Raw genomic sequence first — 17019 nt, 5'->3', positions numbered from 1 at the left:
AACACTTTTTTCGAAGTTTTTTCACTTCTCGTGTCCGCCGTCCCTTCCGAAACAGCTTATTTATAATATCATCTCTGACTTATCTTGTCAATAACTTTTTTAAAGTTTTGGAACCTTTTCAAGTTTGTGGCAAGTCTGTTAAGACAACTTTTATATCCTATCACCCAAATCAATACTTGTCAATAGGTTTTTTCAAAAAAAAAATAAAGCAGTACAATTATGTACTGCTAAATAAATTATTTAAAAATTTCTTTTACTTGCATTATAACCATATTTTTCAATGAAATCTTGGCGAAACTCAAGTAAATTGTCATCTATAATAGCTTGTCGTACCTTGGCCATTAAATTTACCAAGAAGTAGAGATTATGATAACTAGTCAGACGAATTCCAAATGTTTCATCTGCCTTCAACAAATGTCTCACATAAGCACGTGTGTAATTCTTACATGTATAACAATCACACTCAGGATCTATTGGACTAAAATCTTCTGCATACGCCGCATTTTTTACCACGAGACGCCCTTGACTCGTCATACAAGTTCCGTTACGAGCAATTCGAGTTGGAAGAACACAATCATACATATCAACGCCACGGATAACACCGTCAATCAAACTATCTGGTGCTCCTACTCCCATGAGATAACGTGGCTTATTTTCAGGTAGTAGAGGTACAGTAAAGTCTAGTACGGCATTCATCTCTTCATGAGTTTCTCCAACCGCAAGACCTCCAATTGAATAACCTGGAAAATCCATAGAAACCAAATCCTGTGCAGATTGTCTACGAAGGTCTTCAAAACCTGCTCCCTGCACAATTCCAAATAGGCCTTGATCATGTGGACGACGGTGTGCTTTTAGCCCTCGTTCTGCCCAACGACTTGTCCGTTCAATAGAATTTTTCACATAATCGTATGGTTGGTAAAATTGAGGACATTCGTCAAAGCTCATCATAATATCTGAACCGAGATTGTTCTGAATCGAGATCGCTTTTTCAGGAGATAAAAACATCTTACTTCCATTAAGGTGATTTTTAAATGTTACACCTTCTTCAGAAATATTGCGTTTTTCTGCCAATGAATAAACTTGGAAACCACCGCTATCTGTAAGAATCGCTTGATCCCAATTCATGAATTTATGGAGTCCTCCAGCTTTAGCAACGAGCTCATCACCAGGTCTTAGCCATAAATGATAGGTATTGGCCAAAATAATTCCTGAACCCATCTGTTTTAATTCTTCAGGGGATTGCGTTTTTACTGTAGCTTGGGTGCCTACAGGCATAAACATCGGCGTTGGAAAAGTTCCATGAGGCGTGATAATTTCCCCCAGGCGTGCTCCTGTGTGTTTTTCTTTCTTTATAAGACGATATTTAATAGGAAAATCAGTCATTTATACTCCTTACATTAGGAAAAACAGTCCTAAGTATTTTTTAGTCAGTGGTCATTATCCACAACCGCTTTAGTTTATCAAAAATTACAAGAATTGTCAGCTCTATATTTTCAAACTCTCGATGAATACCATCAAACACCAACACTAACATTCATAGCAAACAAAAAAACAACAGTCTCGAGCACTGTTGCTTTCAATAATGTCTTAAGCTGAAAGAACTTTACGTCCTTTACGACGACGAGCTGCAAGAACACGACGTCCATTTTTAGTTGACATACGGTGACGGAATCCGTGTTTACGTTGACGACGGATTTTACTTGGTTGATAAGTACGTTTCACGTTGAATACCTCCTGATAGATTTTCGTATTCGTTTAGCCGGCTATTTTTGATCAGTTACTAAACATACCATACTATTTTATAGCAATAGCTTAATCTTGTCAAGAATTACTTAGATATTAATTTCATTATATCTTTGAAACCCGAAGGCTAGTGATAATTGTAGTCTACAACGCAACCCCATAGCATCGCTTACTCATAACCTTCTTGCTAGTTTAGCTATTTTCTTGAGCACCTCTTTTCGCTTATGGTCACCCATATACTCAACAGGTGAAATCTGGGTAACTTTGACCGATTTAATACCACAAGGTTTTAGGACTTGAAATTTTAGAACTTTGCTGTAATCTTGAACTAAAGGTAGAACTATCTTTGGTGTATTGTGGGTTGTAATAATCCAAGCTTTCCCAGTCAGTTTACCATCCAATCCACGGGGTGTATTTTCATAGGCAAAATTAGCAGCAAAGACGCGTTCAATAAATCCTTTCAAGATAGCCGGCATTCCACTCCACCAAATTGGAAAAATAAAAATCAACTGATCTGCCCAAATTATTAAATCTCGATAGTCTTTCATAGCTACATCGTGCGCTAGGTCTCTTCTCCTATGCGTTGTATCAAAGCGTAAAACAGGATCGAACCGCTCTTTATACAAATCTAGAACCTTTAACTCATGTTTAGACGATAAATTCTCCTTGACTGTCTCTAGTATAGAGGCGTTGTAGCTCTTAGAGTTTGGATGCGCGTAGATAATTAAGATTTTCATTGTTTCGCTCCTTTAACGTAGATGTCTAACATAGTACTAACAGTCTCTTCAATAGTGTTACTATTGAAATTATCACCAATAGGACTCCTTACCAAAACAGCTAATCCAGTAATAAAACTCCAGATATGAACTAATATTTCTGTCTCACTACCAGAAATGTTCATTTCACTTTTTAGCTTCAAAACCACACTCTTAAAGTGCTCAAATCCTGGTAAATGGGCATTAACAGAGATACTGTTCTGGGTTAGTTCCATATAATTGAAAGGAAACTTAATAAATAAGGCCTCAAAACTGTTTGTTTCTTTTTGAGCAAATTCCACAAAATTATACCCCATTAATACTAATTGATCCCTTACATCAAGAGAAGAGTCTATTCCTTGTGTCAGATATTTCAAAAAGATCTCAGATAAACGCTCTAAAACTACCTGAAGATATACACCCTTATTTTCAAAGTGCTTATAGGGTGCTCCATGGGTGATTCCGCATTTTTGAGCCACCGTTCGGATAGATAGTTGATCGATCCCTCTTATTCTTATCTCCTCAATTCCAGTTGTGATTAACTTTTCCTTCAATTCAGCAGTATTACGTTTCATTTTGACTCCTATTTACATATAAGTATACACTGTCTACTTTAAATTGTCAAAAAAAAACTAGCCTTCAAATAAGACTAGTTTCTGTAAACAATAACGCTATTCTAATTATACTTTTGTCACAACAACGTAACGATTAGGATCGTCCCCTTCCGAGTGACTTTCAACCCCTTCAATTTGAGAAAGTGCCTTATGGATAATTTTTCGTTCGCTATTCGTCATTGGATCCATAACATACTCTCGGCCTGTTTCTTTTACTTTAGCTGCCGTTTTTTCTGCTAAATCAATCAGAGTCTCTGTGCGTTGCTCCAAATAATCACGAACATTAAGAACAACACTAAAGCGTTTAGAATGACGATCGTGCAAATAATTTTGCGCTAAAAGTTGTAAAGACTTGAGAACCTTGCCATGATAACCGATAACACGACCAGGCTGGTCTGTTTCAATCTGAATGATAATATTGCGACGATTGTGACTAACCTCTAGGCTAGCATCAACATCCATTTCATAGATAATTTTTTCGAGATAAGATAAAACATCATCTGCAGCAGCTTGAATATCTTCTAAATTATTTTCAGAAGAATCATCTGAACTAAACTCAGATGCCACAAAATCACTGAAATCTCCTTCTGGAGTTTCCAGAGTCTGAACTTTAGCGATCGATTCTAGTTGAGGTTCAAGCGAACTTGCCATAAATTCTGTAGCATCCTCTTCTGATGACTCACGTTTAACAGATAGAGGAATAATTGTTGCCTTTGGTTGCTCCTGTTTCTTATCTAGCAGCTCTTCACCAAGGTGCTCTGTAGACACTGGTTGCTTTAAGTTTTCTTGTGCAATTTCCTTATTATCTGAAACCGTAACGAGTTTTGTCACTTTATTGAAAGCAATCGTTTCGTCTTTTGGACTTGCGACAGAATCGTCGAATTGTTTTATAGCATCAGGAGCCACTTTAACGGTGTTTTGATCTGCTTCATGAGCTATCTTTTCATTTATTGGTTCAACGCTAACTCGAGCTGGCTTCTTTCCGAACCCTAAAAAACCTTTTTTCTCACGAGAAATCACCTTAATATGAGCCCTCATACGGGGTAAATTAAGATCTTTCAAACCTTTTTCAATAGCTTGTTCGACTGTTCGTCCAGAATAGACAACCATAATAAGCCTCCTTATTTACGTTTATGCGCCTTTTTCTTGGCACGACGAATCTTAGCTTTACGTTCTTTTTCTTCCGCTTCCAAACGATTACGTTCTTCGATGATTTTAAACGGATTATTAAAAACCAAAATCTGAATAACTTGGAAGGCGTTTGAAACCGCCCAATAAAGTGCTACCCCTGAAGAAATCTGAGTTCCAAACCAGAAAATAAAGATTGGAAGCATGATATTCATAACAAGAAGCATTGCACTACGATCTTTAGCTGCCTTATTGGTCAACCAAGTTGAAAGGAAGGTGAAAGCAGCCGCCAAAATCGGAAGAATAAAGTAAGGGTCTTTCTGACCTAGGTCAACCCAGAGGAATGTTCCTTCTCGCAATTCTGGCACTCGCGTGAGTGCTCCATAAAGAGCCATCAAAATAGGAAATTGAATCAAGAGAGGAACAAAGCTTGCGTAAGGATTTACACCATGCTCTTTATAAAGATCTTGTTGTGCATAAGCAAGAGCTTCACGATTCTCGCGTCCAGGATACTCACTCTGCAAGCGACGTAACTCTGGCTGCAACTCTTGTAGTTCACGGCTTGACTTAATTTGGCGATTATAAAGAGGAATCATTACCGCACGAATTAAGATCGTGAAAATGATAATCCCTAATCCAATGGAACCTCCGAATGAGAGCCCTTGAATAGCCTTCCCAAACATTAAAATGAGACGTTCCCAAAGGCCTGTAGAATGACTTGTAACATCACTTCGTCCACATGCGGACAAAAGTAAGAGAACTCCTGCACCTAAAACAGATAAATTAAGTTTTTTCTTCACTAAAAACTCCTTTTTAATACGATAAAGAACTGCTTGCTTCCATTCATTAAGACTATCTCAAAAATCAGGAATGATCTTAGTTTATCCTACAATATAAAGAAGCAAAATAATTTTCTAGTCCTTATATAACTTTGCTATTTTTAAGACATGAACGAGATTGCTATAAATGTCTTGATAACTTAAGTCTTCGACACCTTTACGAGCAATAACGACAAAATCTTGATGTTCTAACTGAGATGACATGTCCATCAGTGCATGTCGTAGACGACGTTTTACCCGATTCCGAGTAACCGCATTACCAAGACGCTTACTGACCGACAAACCTACTCTAAAATGAGGCAGATCACGATTCAGACTGTAGACAACAAATTTTCGATTAGCAACACTGTGTCCCGCATCAAATAATGCTTTAAAGTCTTTCTCTTTCTTAACGCGATAAGATTTTTTCAAAATGCGACTCCAAACTCAAAATTAGTACTATTATATCATAAATAGCAAAAAAGCCCAAAACCTTATGGTTAGGGCCTTAGAGACTTATTTTTTTAGAGCTTTTTGAGCTTCTTTGATTTGCCATTTAACCTGGTCAAAACCAGTTCCACCAAGGGAATGACGACGTTCAACAGCCGTATGAGATTTAAGTGTCTCATAGATGTCCTCTTCAATTAGGTCTGAAACTTCTTGATAACGTTCGAGAGGAACATCCTGAAGGTAATAACCAGCTTTGGTACACTCAAGGACAAGTTTTCCAACAATCTCATGTGCTTCACGGAATGGTAGGCCTTTAGATGCAAGATAATCAGCCAACTCTGTAGCATTTGAAAAATCTTTCTCTGTTGATTCTGCCATATGTTTGTCATTTACAGTCATTGTATTGAGCATACCTGCGAGAATATCAATAGCGACAGTAATCGTTTCTACCGTATCAAACATACCCTCTTTATCTTCTTGGAGATCTTTATTGTAGGCCAAAGGTAATGACTTCATCACGGTCAACAATCCAATCAAGTTGCCATAGACACGACCTGATTTCCCACGAATTAGTTCTGCCATATCTGGGTTTTTCTTTTGAGGCATAATGGAAGAGCCTGTTGAAAAAGTATCTGATAGAGTCACAAACTTAAACTCGTTAGAACACCAGTTAATGATTTCTTCACAAATACGTGTCATATGCATCATTAGAATACTTGAGTTTGACAAGAATTCGAGAATAAAGTCACGATCAGAAACAGCATCCAAGGAATTGCTATATGGCTTTGCGAAGCCCATTAAGTCAGATGTCATATTACGATCAATTGGGAAAGTTGTTCCTGCCAGTGCAGCAGCTCCGAGTGGAGAGATATCCGTATGCTTGATATTAAATTCAAAACGTTCGGCATCACGTGTAAACATGTTGTAATAAGCCATCAAGTGGTGACCAAAAGAAATCGGTTGTGCATGCTGCAAGTGGGTGTAGCCTGGCATAATTGTGTAGGTATGTTTGTCTGCTAGGTTGACTAAAGTACCACGTAAATTATCAAGCTTCTCAATAACTTCCACGAGTTTGGCTTTTAAATACAAGTGCATATCCGTTGCCACTTGGTCGTTACGTGAACGTGCTGTATGAAGTTTTCCTGCTACTGGACCAATTTTAGCTGTTAAAAGGCTCTCCATATTCATATGAATATCTTCATTGGAAACATCGAATTCTAGTTTACCAGCCTTATATTCCTCAAGCAGCTCTTCCAATCCCTGTTTAATTTGTAAAGCTTCCTCTTTGGTAATAATTCCTGTCTCACCAAGCATAGTGACATGAGCAATAGACCCTTTAAGGTCAAACTCTGCCATCTTTTGGTCAAAGGAGATTGAAGCACCAAATTCTTCTACCCATTTTTCAAGACTAGCTTCGAACCGACCGCCCCATAGTTTATGATTTTCTGCCATAGTTTTATTTTGAAGATTTCCCTACACTGAGATAATCTTCCATCCTTTCTTAATACTTATAACAAGCAACGACCTCTTGGGTCACAATAACTTAAATGAAAAAAGCTAGATAGTATTTGTCTAGCTTAATTTGTCTCTCTGGACACTTGTTTTCCTAAATCCCGATCTCAGTCGTAGTTTATTTAGGCTCGTGACGCTTCTCAGAACGCCTTAACGATAATAATATAAGTTATAAGAAAAGAGTATCAGATGTGGCTCCCTGTCCACTTTTATCTGATATTAAGAATTTTCCTTCTCATATCCTGCTTTTCTTATGAAATCTGTCATTAATTGTCAAACGGATGGTTAACTTGAGAATTTACCTGTGTTGGAAGCCCCCAAAGCTTGATAAATCCAATCGCAGCATCCTGATCAAAGCTGTCCGCTGATGTGTAAGTAGCCAAGTTTTCATCATACAATGAATTAGCTGATTGACGTGCTACAACCTGAGCATGCCCTTTATAAAGTTTGACTTTAGCGATACCATTAACAACTTTTTGTGTTTCCTTAATATAAGCAATGATAGCTTGTGTTGCCGGGCTAAACCACAAAGCATTGTAGATAAGGTTTGACAATTCATTTTCAAGAATTGGTTTGAAATGAGAAACTTCACGTACCAAAGTTAGGTCCTCAATTTCTTTATGAGCTGTCAAAAGCACAATAGCTCCTGGGCATTCATAAATTTCACGTGACTTGATACCCACAAGACGATTCTCAACGTGGTCGATACGTCCTACACCATGCTTGCCAGCAATAACATTCATTTCTTGGATAAGGTCAGCCAATTTCATTTCTTTACCGTTAAGGGCAACTGGTTTCCCTTCTTTAAAGGTTACATCGACATATTCAGCTTCATCTGGTGCAGTCTCTGGTGAATTGGTAATTCCAAAAGCTTCTTCTGGAGCTTGATTCCAAGGATTTTCAAGAACACCACACTCGTTAGCACGTCCCCAAAGGTTTTGATCGACTGAGTAAGGATTATCAAGGTCTGCTGGAACTGGAACACCATTAGCCTTAGCATACTCAATTTCTTCCTCACGAGACCATTTCCATTCACGCACTGGCGCTACTACTTTAAGACTTGGATCTAGGGCAGCAATGGCAACTTCGAAACGAACTTGGTCATTACCTTTACCAGTACAACCGTGAGCGATAGTTGTTGCTCCTGTTTCATGAGCAATCTCAACTAATTTTTTAGCAATGATTGGACGGCTAAGCGCTGAAACCAAAGGATATTTTTGTTCATAGTAAGCGTGAGCCTGAAGTGCTGGAAGCACATAGTCTTCAGCAAACTCGTCTTTGACATCAAGCACGTATGACTCGATAGCTCCAACTGTCAAAGCTTTGTCATGGATGAACTCAAGATCTTTACCTTCACCGACATCCATACAAACAGCGATAACATCGTAATCTTTTTTAAGCCATGTAATAGCGACTGAGGTATCAAGACCTCCCGAATAGGCAAGAATAACTTTCTCTTTTGACATAATATTTTCTCTTTTCTTATATTTTCTTGCGGTTGCTATCTCTATCAACCTTACGAGATTTATTATATTGCATATTTATTCACCTGTCAACGGTTTTTTGTTATTTTTTTATATTTATTTCGTTTTTATTTGTTTTTATTTATTATTTCGACCTGAAAAGTGCGTAATTCTTAATTTTTATTCAATTTTATGCAAGGAATGGGTGAAAATAAAAAAACACTCTTGAAACGATACAAATAGATTCAAAAGCATCTTTAACTATCTATCTTCTAAAATGCCAAAAGGCCTGTACAAAGTACAGACCTTTTGAACAACAGCATCATCGGTAGAGAACACAACAGCAATTTTAGATAGAATGAATGAGGGAAATTATTATGTTTAAGGGACTAACTTAAACCATACATTCTTCTTGCTCTCTAACCTTGATTACATTATAGCATGCAATCCCAAAATGTATATCTTCATTTCCTAAAATGTCGAATTTCACTCACAGAATGTATTTTTTATCCCAATCTGCACTAATCCTCTTAAAAACAAAAAAAAGGCTTGATTTCTCAAGCCTATTAATTTCTATAAAAAAGATATGTAATTGGACGAGCGGCCAATAAAAAATGGGGATTAGGAAAAAGTTATATAAAAGTACATTATTTATTTTCATAAAGTGTATGTAGATTTCAATAAGATTGACGATGTCTCATTTCCGAATCACATATCTTGATTATATAATAACTTTTTTCAATTTAATTGTCTATACGATTTCATAGAATGTCGTTTTTTCATCCTGAACTGCATTATTTGTAGTTATTTTTTTATAAATCTCTAAATTCCATCACTAAAGGACATCTATTTTGTGTTTTTACATAATTTGCTCACCTATAAGATAATCAATCACCTATGAAATAAACACATGCTTTTTTAGACTAAAAAGAACATTAGTCATCGACTAATGTTCTTTTACCTCTGACCATTTTTTAAGCAGAGCCTTCATTTTCAAACGTGAAACTGGACAAGAATCACCATTTTCAAAATAAATCATCAACTGAGTCTTATCAATACGAGATATGTTATCCAAATTAACTAAAAAGGAGCGATGACAAGAAAAGAGTTTTTTATTTACCGAAGTAATATCTCCAAGATTGGCATAAAACTCCAAACGCTCTGTTTTAGTAATCAGCATCACCTTATGAGGTGTCACAGCAGTCGCAAAATAATAAATATCTCTCATAGGGACTTGGATCCGAGACTGAGCAGTTTCAAACACAAAAATCTCATCATCATCCACATCTCCAACTTTTTGGTTCACAAAAGTCAATGTTTGTTTTAGTTGTTGTTTGAACTCTGCATTAGAAACTGTCTTATCAATGAAATCTAGTGCAGAAACCTTGTATTTAAAACTGATTGGTGCAAACTCTGAGTGAGTTGTTACAAAAATAATAACTGCATTAGCATCTTGTTGGCGAATTTCTGAGGCGACTTCTAGCCCCTTCTTTCGCTCACCATCAATATCGATATCTAAAAGGAAAACCTGATGGTTACCCTTTTCGTTGATACTGGACAATAGTTTGTGAGGTTTAGAAAAAACTTCAAGTTTTCGTACGGAAAACGTGCCCTCTGAAACCAATTCTCGGATGATGTCACTAATACGTGTTTGCTGCATTAAGTCATCTTCTAAAATGTATATATTCATATTAGGGCCTCATTTCTAGTATTTGCATCATTTTATGATTCTGACTACGGACAGAGAAGGACGTGTTCGGATAACGTTCCAAAATATCTTGAACAGCATTAACACCTATACCACCCTCAGGATGAGAAAGCTTGGTACTCATCATTGAAAGTGGCACTTGCTCTTCTGCAATTGTACTTTCAATAATAAAACTCTGGCAGTCCTCTTCATCAAAATAGGCCAGACTAATAAAACCTTCACTGGCTTTACGAGCACCATCAATAGCATTATCCATGAGGTGACCCAAAACAACAGCTAAATCTAAATCAGTTAGATAGTTATGAATCACTGGATCTGGAATCTCTGCATGAATATTGAGGCGATGCATCTGAGCTTCATGATATTTTGATGAAAGTAGACTATGAATACTTGGATTTTGGATATTATCCAAATCAGTGACCTGAGTTGAAAAACTATGCTGATCTCGATTGACATAAAGATCAACCAAATCTTTTTTGTAAGAACGAATATCCCCTGTTCTTTCGATATCTCTCAGATTATTAAGTAGGAAATTATAGTTAGAGCGAACATGCATCAAGTCTCTATACAAACCTTCTACCCTGGTATTCTCACGCTTCAAATCATCAAGATAGTTAGCCTGCTTCATCGCTAAATCCTGCTCTATTTTCTCCTTAGCAAACTGGTTTACAGCACCAAGTACAAAGAGGAGTAAGTAGAGATATCCCATTACTAATGGCAACCTAAATCTACTCTCAAGATGTAACTCTGGAAAATAAGAATCAAATGTCGACACTAAAAAGATAACTAAATAATAAAGCAAAAGAAGCATGTTGACCAAACCCAGACGGTTCTTTTTTTCTTGTTGGGCAGCAACTTTCAAGATATCTGTAAAATCTAGACGTAAAATAAAATCTACTATTCTGACCGTCAACATGACGAAGGAAAGTGGTACCATAGACCACCAAATATTAGTGTTTAAAGTATCAACAGTTATGCCAAGTATCGGCGGAAAGAAGAAGGTAGCCAAAAAACGTCTTGCCAAATCGACTAGTACCACTGGGTAAAAACCTAGAAAAAAGCGCTCTACAGAGGTGACACTTTTATTCAATTGGTAACTAAATGTCAATGTTACAATGGCTACTAAGGGAGGTACTATGCCTATATAGCGTCCAATGAGTTGTCCCCAAATGCATAGAGCAACATCAAATAACAAATAAAGTATACGATTTTTAAGATTAGTGTTTTGTCCACCAATACGTAAGTAGATATCCCAAATAATGATAAACATCAAAATTTGAAATAGGATGTTACCCAGCATAGTTATCCCTCTCCTTTCTACGATTATAGTCCTACCGTGACAATTTGATAGGTTTTAAATAATTCTTTTTTATTTGTTAAACCGATACCGTTTGACCAGCAAAACTGGGCAAAATCACGACTAATAGCCAGACTATCATCGAGTTTCGGATCAGCTTCCTGATTGGTATTCTCAAGAATAAAGCTGAGATTGCCATCCTCATTCTGTTGAATAAGGAAACCAATATCTGTCTCTGGCTCCTTGGCCCAAAGTTTTTCAGCTAAATTCATGCAACGTTCTAAAACTCCAATAAGAACTGCAATATTTAAATTGTTAGGATAAGCATCAACATTGACATCCAGCCTAACGGTGATACCTTTTTGTTCCAAAGGAATGATTTGGTTTACAATCCAACTTCTTAATACCGGATAAGGAATCTCAAACAGAGGAGCTAACTTATCATTCAAGTCCAAATTATCAAGTTTAAGATGATTCAAATGCTCATGATAAACGGATAAAACTTCTGATAATTGATTTTTAGCCAATGGGGTCTCAAGAGCTACCAAAAGACTCTCAAAATCTTTTTCAATAGGTTTTACTTTTGTAAAAAGATCCTCAATATGCTTATTATAGACTTCCAAGTTATAGACATAAGTCTCCACAGCTTCCTTACTACGTTCTCTGACAAATTTATGAGAATAGCGGTTCAAGGTTGTTACCATTAGGAGATAAACTGCCATCGCAATAAAAATTGGCCCTCCCACATCACTACCTGTTGATACCAAAAGAGTACTACAAATAATGTAGAGTGCAAAGGTCAGATCAACGGCTATCAACAGACGTTCACGACCACGTGAATAAATCAATTCCTTGACCTTATCAACATCTGAACTGGAAAGATAATTGATATAGAGAAAGAATGGGTAAATCATCACATAAGATAACAATTTAAGCAAGAAGTTTTCTTGAATCTCACCCAAGGTCATATTTGTGAACAGATTATTGAATACATAAAATGGGGTAAAAGTCGCAAATAAATCTGTAAAAAGAACCGAGAAGGCTCCAAAAAAGAGACTTGCCCAGAGCGTCAAACGATGTTCCCGCCGTTCCTTTAAGGCCAAAGCTAAAAAGATAACAACTTGATAATAGAAGCCATCACCTTTACCAAGTGATACCACTATACCTAAGAGACTTAAACAAAATACTTTCCAGTAAGCTAGTGTGCTCCTTGTTAGTTTTTTATAAATAAACCAGGTAATATGAAAACTAATAATCTGAATAATACTATTTTCAAGGGATACCATGGTCCAAAGCTGTAAGTTCATGATAATATTTCCTGTTTATACTCAAGAGACATTTTCGTCATCTTCTTCAATGAGTTCTTGACCTGCCTTTTTCAAAATATCCTGATAGGTTTGTTCAATAAGGTCAAAATCCCCACTATCAATACTTGTCTGCATACTAATGAGTATGTTTTCATAATCATGTTTAAACGAACGTACACTCTTATAGGCAGTTTCGATTTTTTCATTATAAGCTTCCAGACTCCTCAAGTGCTCCTCTTGTTCTCTGAGAATTTTGCTATCTCGTACGTCTTTACCGTAGGAAACAAAACGAACAAGAATATACATGTGTATAAGGAAACCAACCCAAATATAAATTTGAGGGTAACCTGGGAGATAGGTCTGACTCAGAAGCAAGGAGAATATCTCCTGTTTAAAGAGGATAAGCAGATAACTGATAATTAAAATAAGATCAACTTGCAAGAGCATGCTCTTATATTTATCCTGCAAGTCCTGATAGGGTTCCTGGAAGAAGCTATCTAAACCGAACATTTTTTGCAAACCTAGAAAGAAGGGAAGAACAACACTATCTACAGCTAGGATTCCTAAATGGTTTGGAACCAACTCGACCGGCTTATTAAAGAAAACTCGGAAAAGATAAAAACTAAAGAAACTTGTAATCAAAGTCCAAAAGACAGGGGCAAAGAAAGCATAAAAATACTTTTCTTCTCGTAGAGCCTGAGGTTTTTCAAGAAAAATAAAGACTAGGAGATAAATTGCATCTGGAATATCAATTTGCCATAGCACCTTGGCTAACCACTTAACGGCAGTTACTACGATTACATAAGGAATGTAACGGTAAGTAAAAACATCTAGATAAGCCATTCTAGCTAAAATCACAAGATGTGAAACGACAACAACCAAAGCAATAAGGCCATCAATCGCAAGTTGCATATGCTTTCCCCCTTTCTATTTCCCTCATCCTATCCTCCACAAATAGTATCTTTGATTTATCAATTATCCTGAAAAGAGAGGACCTGTGTAAAATGATGGTCACAACTACGAGTCTCAAGATTTACTTTTGGATAGCGATTAAGTATATCTGCGACCTTAGACAAACCAAGCCCTCGGCCTTCACCTTTACTAGAAACCCCTTCATCAAAAATCCTTGACACAGGAATACGTTCTTCTCTGGTTGTATTGTCAATAACCAAGATAAGATAACCTTGATTTTTAAAGAAAGATATCGTTAAAGTAGGATCTTCAGAATCCACCGCCGACTCAATAGCATTATTTAAGAAGACAGAAGAAATCACAACCAAATCTAAGGCCTCTATCTGAGTTGACGATATGACATCTGGCAACTCCAAGTTAACCTTAATTCCTAAGTTCTCTGCCTCAAGCACTTTAGCAGAAAAAAGACTCTTGAGAGACGTGATTTCTAAGTTGATCAAACGTGATAATTCATAATTTGACAACGTTAAGCTATTACCAGATTTCTCTAAAAGTTCTGCATACTCTTGTTTCAAAGTAGGTAAGTCTCGACGTTGGATACTAACCTCCATTGTCTTAAGCCCTTCGAGATAATCCTTCTTCACCTGAGAAATATCATTATAGAGTTTTTCTAAACGGTGACTATATTCTTCTAAACTTTCCTCGTGTCTAGCCATTTCTTCAGCCAACTGATCCTTCACTCTTCTCTTAGAATAGATATTAAGCTGAGCAAAGAGCAAAATAAAGAGGATGGAGTAGACAACCGTAATACTGCCTGCTAAATAAATAAAGAGGCCTGTGTAAGGAAAAATGTTACTGGCATAGAAAATAATTAAAGATAAAATAATATAAGCCAGAGTCACCCCAACCAATAAGCGTTGTCTAACTTGGTAAGTATGGTTATTTCCCATAACATTGAGAGCACCAAAGTCAATAAAGAACACTTTGACAATCAGATGAAAAATTGGGTAAATCAAGAGATAAGACAAAGCAATGAGTACTGGGGTGTCTTTGACCTGTAAATAATTAATTTGAAAAATCCATGGGAAAAAGTAAAGTTGAAGCAGCTTCGAGGTGACTTCAACAAAAACCCACGGCAAAAAGGTGAAAAGAAAAGAATTCTTTTCACTACTTGATATTTTATTTAAGAAAAGATAGCAGAACAAAAGTGCTAAGAGCGACCCTGTAATGCCTCCAACAAATAGAGAGAGCAAGAGACTCCCTGCGATAAACCAGCATTTACTCTTCCAAGTTTTGAGTAAACCTGACATATCATGACTAACAATTAAAATAGCCAATAGACGTAGAACCGTAAATAAAACGATCATCTCTAGACTCCCCCCTTTCCTTTCAAAAATCAACCTACTTTATTGTAACATAAATATATAATTTAGCGTCATTCCTATTAGAAAAAGCTAAAAATATAAATTTATTTTTCTCGGTTAAGAACAATCAATTATTAATATGAGCGTCAGACCATTTCCCATATCACTTACTTTTCATAAACATAAAAAAGAGCTTAGTTTTTCTAAGCTCTTTAACTGACTCATTACCTCTTTTTATGGGTACATGCCAATGACGTAGTAGAAATACCAACCAAATCTTCTCATAATGCTCACTCCTCCCTACTTTTTATTACCAATCTATTATAAAACTAATTTAAAGTTTTGAAAATGATGATATGATTACGAAATTTCATCATTATATTACAAATACACTCTTAGTAATACCCCATTAATTGCTGATACATTGTTTATGTGCATTCAAAAACCCAACAATTGTTGGGTTTGTTTTTATAATGTTGCAAGAACTTGATCAATATGTTTGATTGATTTTTCACGACCGAGCAAGAAAATAGTGTCTGGCAATTCTGGACCGTGCATTTCTCCTGAAACAGCAATACGGATTGGCATGAAAAGGTTTTTCCCTTTGATTCCTGTTTCTTTTTGAACAGCCTTAATCTGAGGGAAAATGTTTTCAACAACAAACTCATCATCAGACATAGCTTCGAGTTTGGCTTTAAAAGCCTCAAGTACTGTTGGTACTGTTTCACCAGCCATAACTTCTTTTTCAGCCTCTGTCAATTCTGGGAAATCTTCAAAGAAGAGATCTGTAAGAGGGACAATTTCTTCCGCAGCTGTCATTTGTGGTTTGTAGAGTTCCACTAATTTTTCAGCTTTATCTGTTAAACGACCAGCTTCTTCCAAGAAAGGTTTGCAAAGAGCAAAGACCTTATCGAAATCTGCATTCTTAATGTAGTCGTTACTCATCCAATCCAATTTCTTCTGATCAAAGGCCGCTGGTGACTTACTTAGACGGTTTTCATCAAAAAGTTTAATGAGTTCTTCACGAGAAAAGATTTCGTCTTCACCGCCAGGATTCCAACCAAGAAGAGCAATGAAGTTAAAGACTGCTTCTGGAAGGTAACCTTTTTTACGGTAGTCTTCGATAAACTGAAGGGTGTTAGTATCACGTTTAGACAACTTCTTACCAGTTTCAGAATTGATGATAAGGGTCATGTGTCCAAACTCAGGTGCTTCCCAACCAAGAGCTTCATAGACCATGAGTTGTTTTGGTGTATTGGCAATATGGTCATCTCCACGGATAACGTGTGAAATTTGCATATCGTGGTCATCAACAACTACCGCAAAGTTGTAAGTTGGGTAACCATCTTTCTTCTGGATAACCCAATCACCACCGATATTACCACCTTCAAATTCGATATCTCCCTTAACGATATCATGCCATTTATAAATTCCTGACTCATTAACCGCCAAACGAACTGTAGGAACAATACCCGCTGCTTCACGTTCTGCGATGTAGGCAGCTTTTTCTTCTTCAGTCATACCAAGGAACTCGTTAATGTAACGAGGCGTTTCACCAGCTACTTCTTGACGTTCGCGCTCTGCAGCCAACTCTTCTTCAGTTACATATGACTTATAAGCTTTACCTTCTGCCAAAAGTTGATCAATATATTTTTGGTAAAGTGGCAAACGCTCTGATTGACGATAATTTTCGTGTGTTTCAGGACTTTCATCCCAGTCAATCCCCAACCAACGCAAGTTATCAAGCTGTGAACGCTCACCATCTTCAACGTGACGTTTACGGTCAGTATCTTCAATACGGATAATGAAAGTACCGCCATGATGACGTGCATAGAGGTAGTTAAACAATGCTGTACGGGCATTACCAATGTGTAGTAGCCCTGTTGGACTTGGTGCGTAACGAACGCGAATATCTTTAGCCAAGATAAATCTCCTTTTTATGTTTCAT

15 protein-coding genes are annotated in these 17019 nt (G+C 36.8%); all 15 read right to left on the bottom strand.

Annotated elements, in window-relative coordinates; genetic code table 11:
* Positions 1-240: 240 nt before the first annotated feature.
* The 15 genes from tgt to gltX all read right to left on the bottom strand — a co-directional run bounded on the left by tgt (position 241) and on the right by gltX (position 16994).
* Complete coding sequence (gene tgt / locus HMPREF2637_RS01855) at positions 241-1383, bottom strand: tRNA guanosine(34) transglycosylase Tgt (protein ID WP_037600045.1); 1143 nt, start codon at positions 1381-1383, stop codon at positions 241-243.
* A 204-nt stretch (positions 1384-1587) separates the two neighbouring features.
* Complete coding sequence (gene rpmH / locus HMPREF2637_RS01850; protein WP_002885866.1) at positions 1588-1722, bottom strand: 50S ribosomal protein L34; 135 nt, start codon at positions 1720-1722, stop codon at positions 1588-1590.
* 194 nt (positions 1723-1916) lie between these two features.
* On the bottom strand, positions 1917-2480 hold the full coding sequence (locus HMPREF2637_RS01845) for an NAD(P)H-dependent oxidoreductase (protein ID WP_064523422.1): 564 nt from the start codon (positions 2478-2480) through the stop codon (positions 1917-1919).
* Entirely contained in the window at positions 2477-3073 is a 597-nt protein-coding gene (locus HMPREF2637_RS01840) for a TetR/AcrR family transcriptional regulator (protein WP_064523425.1), read from the bottom strand. Before HMPREF2637_RS01840 ends, HMPREF2637_RS01845 begins: the two co-directional genes overlap by 4 nt.
* Before the next feature lie 105 nt (positions 3074-3178).
* Positions 3179-4222: an RNA-binding cell elongation regulator Jag/EloR gene (jag, locus tag HMPREF2637_RS01835; RefSeq protein WP_064523428.1), complete on the bottom strand. Its 1044-nt coding sequence runs from the start codon at positions 4220-4222 to the stop codon at positions 3179-3181.
* An 11-nt stretch (positions 4223-4233) separates the two neighbouring features.
* Positions 4234-5040: a membrane protein insertase YidC gene (locus tag HMPREF2637_RS01830; RefSeq protein WP_064523431.1), complete on the bottom strand. Its 807-nt coding sequence runs from the start codon at positions 5038-5040 to the stop codon at positions 4234-4236.
* Positions 5041-5154: 114 nt separating this feature from the next.
* Positions 5155-5490 (bottom strand): ribonuclease P protein component, encoded by a 336-nt coding sequence (gene rnpA, locus HMPREF2637_RS01825; RefSeq protein ID WP_037601516.1) that lies wholly within the window; start codon positions 5488-5490, stop codon positions 5155-5157.
* Between the two features lie 84 nt (positions 5491-5574).
* Complete coding sequence (gene argH, locus HMPREF2637_RS01820; protein WP_037601513.1) at positions 5575-6960, bottom strand: argininosuccinate lyase; 1386 nt, start codon at positions 6958-6960, stop codon at positions 5575-5577.
* 326 nt (positions 6961-7286) lie between these two features.
* A complete protein-coding gene (locus HMPREF2637_RS01815) occupies positions 7287-8486 on the bottom strand; it encodes an argininosuccinate synthase (protein WP_064523435.1) in 1200 nt (399 codons plus the stop codon).
* Between the two features lie 943 nt (positions 8487-9429).
* Complete coding sequence (locus HMPREF2637_RS01810) at positions 9430-10173, bottom strand: response regulator transcription factor (RefSeq protein WP_002885796.1); 744 nt, start codon at positions 10171-10173, stop codon at positions 9430-9432.
* Between the two features lies 1 nt (position 10174).
* Positions 10175-11491, bottom strand: a complete 1317-nt coding sequence (locus tag HMPREF2637_RS01805) for a GHKL domain-containing protein (protein WP_064523438.1) — start codon at positions 11489-11491, stop codon at positions 10175-10177.
* Between the two features lie 23 nt (positions 11492-11514).
* Positions 11515-12795 (bottom strand): hypothetical protein, encoded by a 1281-nt coding sequence (locus HMPREF2637_RS01800; protein WP_064523441.1) that lies wholly within the window; start codon positions 12793-12795, stop codon positions 11515-11517.
* A 21-nt stretch (positions 12796-12816) separates the two neighbouring features.
* Positions 12817-13707 (bottom strand): hypothetical protein, encoded by an 891-nt coding sequence (locus HMPREF2637_RS01795; protein WP_002885882.1) that lies wholly within the window; start codon positions 13705-13707, stop codon positions 12817-12819.
* Positions 13708-13766: 59 nt separating this feature from the next.
* Positions 13767-15074: a GHKL domain-containing protein gene (locus HMPREF2637_RS01790; RefSeq protein WP_064523444.1), complete on the bottom strand. Its 1308-nt coding sequence runs from the start codon at positions 15072-15074 to the stop codon at positions 13767-13769.
* A 465-nt stretch (positions 15075-15539) separates the two neighbouring features.
* Positions 15540-16994 (bottom strand): glutamate--tRNA ligase, encoded by a 1455-nt coding sequence (gene gltX / locus HMPREF2637_RS01785; protein WP_064523447.1) that lies wholly within the window; start codon positions 16992-16994, stop codon positions 15540-15542.
* Positions 16995-17019: the final 25 nt, after the last annotated feature.

Origin of the sequence: Streptococcus sp. HMSC065H07, from assembly GCF_001837325.1 — a bacterium.
Lineage (GTDB): Bacteria > Bacillota > Bacilli > Lactobacillales > Streptococcaceae > Streptococcus > Streptococcus salivarius_H.
Note: the sequence above shows the minus strand (reverse complement) of the source record. Positions and strands in the feature narration are given on the sequence as shown.

Coding starts and splice junctions, on each gene's coding strand:
- HMPREF2637_RS01805 (WP_064523438.1), bottom strand. CDS start 11,491: ATGCTGGGTAACATCCTATTTCAAATTTTGATGTTTATCATTATTTGG.
- jag (WP_064523428.1), bottom strand. CDS start 4,222: ATGGTTGTCTATTCTGGACGAACAGTCGAACAAGCTATTGAAAAAGGT.
- tgt (WP_037600045.1), bottom strand. CDS start 1,383: ATGACTGATTTTCCTATTAAATATCGTCTTATAAAGAAAGAAAAACAC.
- HMPREF2637_RS01845 (WP_064523422.1), bottom strand. CDS start 2,480: ATGAAAATCTTAATTATCTACGCGCATCCAAACTCTAAGAGCTACAAC.
- HMPREF2637_RS01795 (WP_002885882.1), bottom strand. CDS start 13,707: ATGCAACTTGCGATTGATGGCCTTATTGCTTTGGTTGTTGTCGTTTCA.
- HMPREF2637_RS01815 (WP_064523435.1), bottom strand. CDS start 8,486: ATGTCAAAAGAGAAAGTTATTCTTGCCTATTCGGGAGGTCTTGATACC.
- HMPREF2637_RS01810 (WP_002885796.1), bottom strand. CDS start 10,173: ATGAATATATACATTTTAGAAGATGACTTAATGCAGCAAACACGTATT.
- HMPREF2637_RS01840 (WP_064523425.1), bottom strand. CDS start 3,073: ATGAAACGTAATACTGCTGAATTGAAGGAAAAGTTAATCACAACTGGA.
- argH (WP_037601513.1), bottom strand. CDS start 6,960: ATGGCAGAAAATCATAAACTATGGGGCGGTCGGTTCGAAGCTAGTCTT.
- HMPREF2637_RS01790 (WP_064523444.1), bottom strand. CDS start 15,074: ATGATCGTTTTATTTACGGTTCTACGTCTATTGGCTATTTTAATTGTT.
- HMPREF2637_RS01800 (WP_064523441.1), bottom strand. CDS start 12,795: ATGAACTTACAGCTTTGGACCATGGTATCCCTTGAAAATAGTATTATT.